The 5414-nt window shown below is 68.9% G+C and carries 3 protein-coding genes and 1 pseudogene; 2 read left to right on the forward strand and 2 right to left on the reverse strand.

Translation table 11 applies throughout. The annotated features are described in order from the left end of the window. Positions 1 to 545: 545 nt before the first annotated feature. Complete coding sequence (locus D7W81_RS39615; protein WP_120560512.1) at positions 546 to 821, reverse strand: hypothetical protein; 276 nt, start codon at positions 819 to 821, stop codon at positions 546 to 548. Between the two features lie 385 nt (positions 822 to 1206). Between D7W81_RS39615 and D7W81_RS39620 the strand changes: the two genes are divergently transcribed. Together D7W81_RS39620 and D7W81_RS39625 are read left to right on the forward strand one after the other, a co-directional pair. Next, positions 1207 to 1815, forward strand: a complete 609-nt coding sequence (locus D7W81_RS39620) for an antibiotic biosynthesis monooxygenase (protein ID WP_208721665.1) — start codon at positions 1207 to 1209, stop codon at positions 1813 to 1815. 23 nt (positions 1816 to 1838) lie between these two features. Next, positions 1839 to 2033 (forward strand): annotated as a pseudogene (locus D7W81_RS39625) (discoidin domain-containing protein); the annotation flags it as partial. 36 nt (positions 2034 to 2069) lie between these two features. Here D7W81_RS39625 and D7W81_RS39630 read toward each other — a convergent pair. After that, positions 2070 to 4127 carry a methyl-accepting chemotaxis protein gene (locus D7W81_RS39630; RefSeq protein ID WP_244227755.1) on the reverse strand — a complete coding sequence of 686 codons (2058 nt, stop codon included), beginning with the start codon at positions 4125 to 4127 and terminating at the stop codon, positions 2070 to 2072. Positions 4128 to 5414: the final 1287 nt, after the last annotated feature.

Genomic DNA, 5414 nt, shown 5'->3' on the forward strand with positions numbered 1-5414 from the left:
GCCTCCGCCCCCCCAACCGCCCCTGAGCAGCAAAAAGTATAGGACGGATAGGAGCCCTGTTGAGGGCGGCGGGCTGGTGAAGAGGGGCCAAGAAGGGCCGCTGGAGGGTGACGCGCGGGCTGTGCGCCGGGCCGGAGCAGAGGCCGTGCCACCCCTCGGGGCACATGCCGGCCCAGCCAGGCGGCAGGCCGCAGGGGCGTGGGCTTCCAGGTCACTGTGGGTGCTTGGTCTCAACACCACGCGCTCTGGGGTGGACCCTGTGCCGGGGCCGTCAGGGATGCCAGCACCCTCCTGCGGCCTCCACACCTCACGCACGCTCCAGGGCGCGAACGGGCAGCCCATCGTCATCGACGGCCTCTGGGCGCTCGGGTCCGGCGGATGAGAGCCAGGGCCTCTACGGCCGGCTGGACGTGGCCACCACGGGCTCAAGCCTCGTTCCGTTCCGTCCCACGCGCTGAGCCGCGAGGGGGCAGCTGGTGAAGCAAACGCTAAAGCAAAGCCTGGCAACCCGTATTGGATTGCCAGGCCCCTAGCTGCCTTCGCGGCTAATTGCAGACGCCGTCGCGGTCCGCGCAGTAGGCGAAGCAGGACGACATGTAGACACCCAGGATGCTGGTGCCGTCGCAGCAGTAGCACGTCACCCAGGAAGCGTTCTTCTCAGCCGCGTCGGCGGTGGGACCGCACGTCGCCTCGCACTGAGCAACGGAACCGGTACACGTGGTGCCGTCCGCGCATGCAGCGACCACCTCTTCGTCGGACGTGCCACCACACCCCGCCAACAGTCCCACTGCCATCAAGCCCGCGACGATTGCCATTCGCATGTGTATGTCTCCCGGTTGAGTGCTGCCCGGCCACCATAAAACAGGGTGTCTCCCCTCTGGGAATCCGGGTTGCGAACACCTCATGCGCTGACGGAGTGCGGGGCCTCCAGGCCTGTCACGGCTCGACGATGAAGGTGGTGGAGTCCACTTGGGAGCATCGACGCCTCGACCTACAACCGGGACTTCAACCGCACCTACGCCGTGGACACCCTGTTCCCCGCGTCGCAGAACGACTGGCTGGCCCTCGCGTATAACGGCGGTGGTCAGCCTGCCTCAGCGTGAACGAGCGCACCGGCCGGTAGTCTTCCGCTGAAGGGTCGCATTCCGCCGCCGGGTCCTCCCTCAAGGGGGCCCGGCGGTCGTGTCTCCCCCTGGAGCCCGAGGTATGTTCACCGGCGCCTCGAAGACGCGATGGGTGGACATGAGCGCAGGTGCCGCAGAGGCTGTGAGTCAAGGAGCGACCGTTGTCATCACGCACCGGGTCCGTGAGGGCAAGCATGCCGACTACGAGGCCTGGCTCGAGGAGATCGCCCCGGTCTGCAAGGCCTCGCCGGGCCAGCTCGACTGGCACATCGTCCGCCCCGTCGCGGGACTGACCGAAACCTATACGGTCATCATCCGCTTCGATACGACCGCATCCCTGAGACACTGGATGGAGTCGCCGGACCGCGTCCGTTTGATTGAGAAGGTCCGGCCGCTGCTCGTGACCGGCGATGACTTCTTCGTCAGCAGCGGACTGGACTTCTGGTTCACGCCGGGAGGTGCCAAGGCCCGGGTTCCTGTCCGCTGGAAGCAGTACCTGGTGACCTGGTCCGCCATCTATCCCCTGGGGCTGGGGGTGCCGCTGGTGGTCAGACCCGTGTTGCGGCTCCTGGGCGCGCCTGACAACCCCCTCCTGACCACGCTGGCGGTGACGGGGACGGTCGTCTTCCTGATGGTGTACGTCGTCATGCCTCGCTACACGGCGCTCCTCAAGCGGTGGTTGTTCGCCTGAGCGCCACAAAGATTTCGAATCTCACCCGGGCCTTCAACATCCAGATCTCCAGCAACGGCACGACGTGGAGCACCCCGGTGACGGTGACCACCAACACCGCCAGCACGTCGACCCACGCCGTCAGCGCCACGTCCGCGCGCTACATCAAGCTCAACGTGACCACGCCGACCCAGAACGGCGACCCGGCGACGCGCATCTGCGACTTCGAGGTGCGCTGAGCCTTCCCGCGGGCGTACGTCAGGCGCCGCCCGTGGCTACCGGGCCGGCGCCCCCTGCGCGTCCAGCGAGCCGGAGTGGAGGGCGTGGTCGGCGACGCCCGACAGGCGCTGGGCCAGCGACTGCACGGAGTGGGTGACGTTCCGCGTCTCGTCCACCACCTTCAGCGTGCGCTGCATCTGGGCGGACAGCTCCTGGATGGCCTGGGCAATCTGGTGCGTGCCCGTGTCCTGCTGGGCCACGGCGGCGGTGATCTGACGCACGCTCGAGCTGGTGTCCTTGATGATGGCGGCCAGCTTCTGCAACTGCACGCCGGAGCTGCGCACCGCTTCCAGGCTTCCCATCACCCGCTGCTCGCCCTGCTCGCTCACCTTCGCGGCCTCGCGCATGCTGGCGCTCACGCCGTCGAGCACGTCGCGGATGCGCTGGGTGGCCTCGATGGACTGGTCCGCGAGGCTGCGCATCTCCCGCGCCACCACCCCGAAGCCCTTGCCGCTGTCGCCGCTGCGCACCGCCTCGATGGCCGCGTTGATGGCCAGCATGTTGGATTGGTCCGCCAGCGTCTTCACCGCGTCCACGATGCTGGCGATCTCCCGCGTGCGCGCGTCGAGCGCGAGGATGTGGCGGGCCATCTCCGACACCTCGGTGCGGATGGCGGACAGGTCCGTCAGCGTGCGCTCCAGGGCTTCGCCGCCGTCGCGCCCCACCTGTTCGGCCGTCTCCGCGGAGGCGGCCATCCTACGGGCCTTGTCGGCCGTCACGTGCGAGCTCTGGCGGATCTCCTCCACCGTGTGCTCCAGCTGCTGGAGCGCCGTCGCCTGGCGGCTGATGCCGGTGGTCTGCTCCTCGCTCGTGGCGCGCAGCTGCTGCACCACCGCGGCCAGCTCTCCGGCGCCGCTGCCCATGTTGTCGGCGAGCTGGCGCACCTCCTGGCGCCGCTCCTCCAGCCTGCGCGTGTGCTGCGCGAGGGCATTCACCACCCGTGACGAGCGGCTTCCCACGATGCCCACGAGCGACAGCGTGAGCGCGAAGAAGCCCCAGTGCAGCTGGCTGTCCGCCGCCTCCGCCAGACCGAACATGGGGAGCGTGCTGAGGACGCAGAAGAAGAAGAGGACGCCCAGGCCGATGACGAAGATGCGGGCATCCGCGTTGCCGCGCCAGGCCTCGACGGCCGCGACGCCGACACAGATCATGATCCCAGGGAGCGAATAGACGATCATCAGCGGCAGGAGGACCTGGGCCAGGCTCAGGTCCACGAGGACGATGGCGCCCTGGAGGGCGGCCGGCACGGAGACCACCGCCGCGCCGATGCGGAACCAGCGCATCCGCCCCTCGCCCACCGTGTCGGACATGAACCACGCGAGGCCCGGGAGGATGCAGTAGGCGCCCAGCAGCGTGAGCTGGTTGCTGGCGACGCGCAGGTCCCAGTGCGCGGCGAACAGGCCGCTCATGCCCAGCAGCAGCGCGCCCGCGCCCCCGGAGAAGACGGTCAGGGCCACCAGCATCCGCCCCTTGCGGCGCAGCACGGCGGCGCCCGCGGTCACCCCGGCGATGGCCACCAGCATCATCCCGATGACGAACGACGCCAGCCCCGTGCGTGTCACCGCGGAGAGCAGGTCGTGGCGCGAGCCCACCCGCGCTTCGCGCATCACGCCGATGGCGGGCCCGGTCCCCTGGATGCGCAGCAGGATGCGCTGGCCCCTCAGCTCGGGAGCCAGGGGCACCAGCTGCCAGAACATGCCGTCGTCCATGCGCTCGCGGCCCTCGGGGTTCACCGTCCCGCTCGCGTGGATGCGCTCGCCCCCGGCGTACACCTCGAAGGCGTTGGCGACACTCCCGAGGTAGAGCGCCGGCTCCAGCCACTTCCCCTCGGGGATGGGGATGCTCAGCCAGAGCAGCGTGTTCGCGCCACGGCCCGGCGGCTCCTTCAGCGCTTCCGTCGGCTGCCAGCCCTCTTCCATGCCCGTCGCCTTCGCCCAGGTGGGGACGCCGTCGGGCCTGAGCGGCGAGTCACCCCAGCGGTAGCGCCACCCGTCCACCGCCGGCACGGGGGCCTGCGCCTGCACCGGCGCCGCGTGCGCCAGGGGAGCCGACATCAACAAGGCGAAGAGCAGCGCGGTGCCCAGTCCCGCGAGGTGTGGGCGCCTGCCAGGGCCCGGACGCGCGCTCGCGGAAGACCTGGAGGGAACGACGGACACGGTGGGTATGAAGGACGAGACGCGGAAGAGCCCCATGTAGAGGGGATGCTCCGGCGCCCGTGACACAAATGCAAACAGGGTCTGAGACACTCCCAGACGCCTGCTGGCCCATGATTGCACGGCTTTCAATGCTTCCCGTGTTTCATGTCTGGTTTTGCGCCGTCCGGCCGCCTGGACACCGTGCGTGACAGGAATTCCAGGGATCCTCCGCGCCCCCCTCACTGCTGGGTGACGGCGTCGCCCGTCTTCGTAGTGGGTGAAGATGTATTCGGCGCTCTCCAGGGTGGCCTCCCCCAGGTTGATGCCGAAGGTGACCTCTCGGGTCATCTCCCCGGTGACAATCTCCACAGTCGCCGCGTTCGAGGTGCCGCTCGCCGGGTCGTTCTTCGGCAGCTCCCCTGTCGCCAGGAAAGGGGGCAGCAGGGGCGGGCGCTTCGGAGCAGCGCGACTGCTTGAGCCTCAACACCCCGCCATCTGCGGTGGGCCCTGTGCTGGGGCCCGCTTCGCAGGCCCAGAGGGCAGTCCCAGATGCTCCAGAATGGCGCTCACCCCACAGGGAGCTGTCAGGTACGCCAGCACCCGACGCCTGCCGCCACACCTCACGCAGGTCCACACGTCCAGCGCGAACGTCCTGCGTCGCAGTCCCGCCTGGTCCCATCGTGGCGTGCACTCCTTCTTCGGCTCCTTCACCGTCGCGGCAAACGACGGGCTCTTCTCCTCCGGCTCCGCCTTCTCTTGGGGGAGCAGAGATGGCCGCGGTTTCGCGCCTGGAGCGAAGACGCCATGAAACCTCGTGAGGTTTGTCCCAGGTGGAGACACCAGGGACGCCACATAAGGCGCATCGGGGCTGCTTTCGGGGAGGGGGCCGCACAACCAGCGTTTCGAGGGTCCTACGTATGAAGGGCGGACCGGGGTTCCCGCCGCGCGCGACGACGTGTCGCCGCGGGCTGGGCCCGGTGGCCGCCGTTCCCCAACTCGCCCCCTCTTCGCTGGCGCGGCCGCGCGAAGCGCCTGTCCTCAGGCGTTCCTCAACGAAAGTACATTCACCATGCAGATGCAGAAATGGCTCGTGTCGACGGTGCTCGGACTCACCCTCGTGGGAGGCGCCGGCTGCGGCCCCCAGGAGCAGCCCGCCCCCACTCCTGTCTCTTATACAACTCTGACGCTGCCGACGACTTACTAGGT

Origin of the sequence: Corallococcus aberystwythensis (assembly GCF_003612165.1) — a bacterium.
In the GTDB taxonomy this organism is placed as follows: domain Bacteria; phylum Myxococcota; class Myxococcia; order Myxococcales; family Myxococcaceae; genus Corallococcus; species Corallococcus aberystwythensis.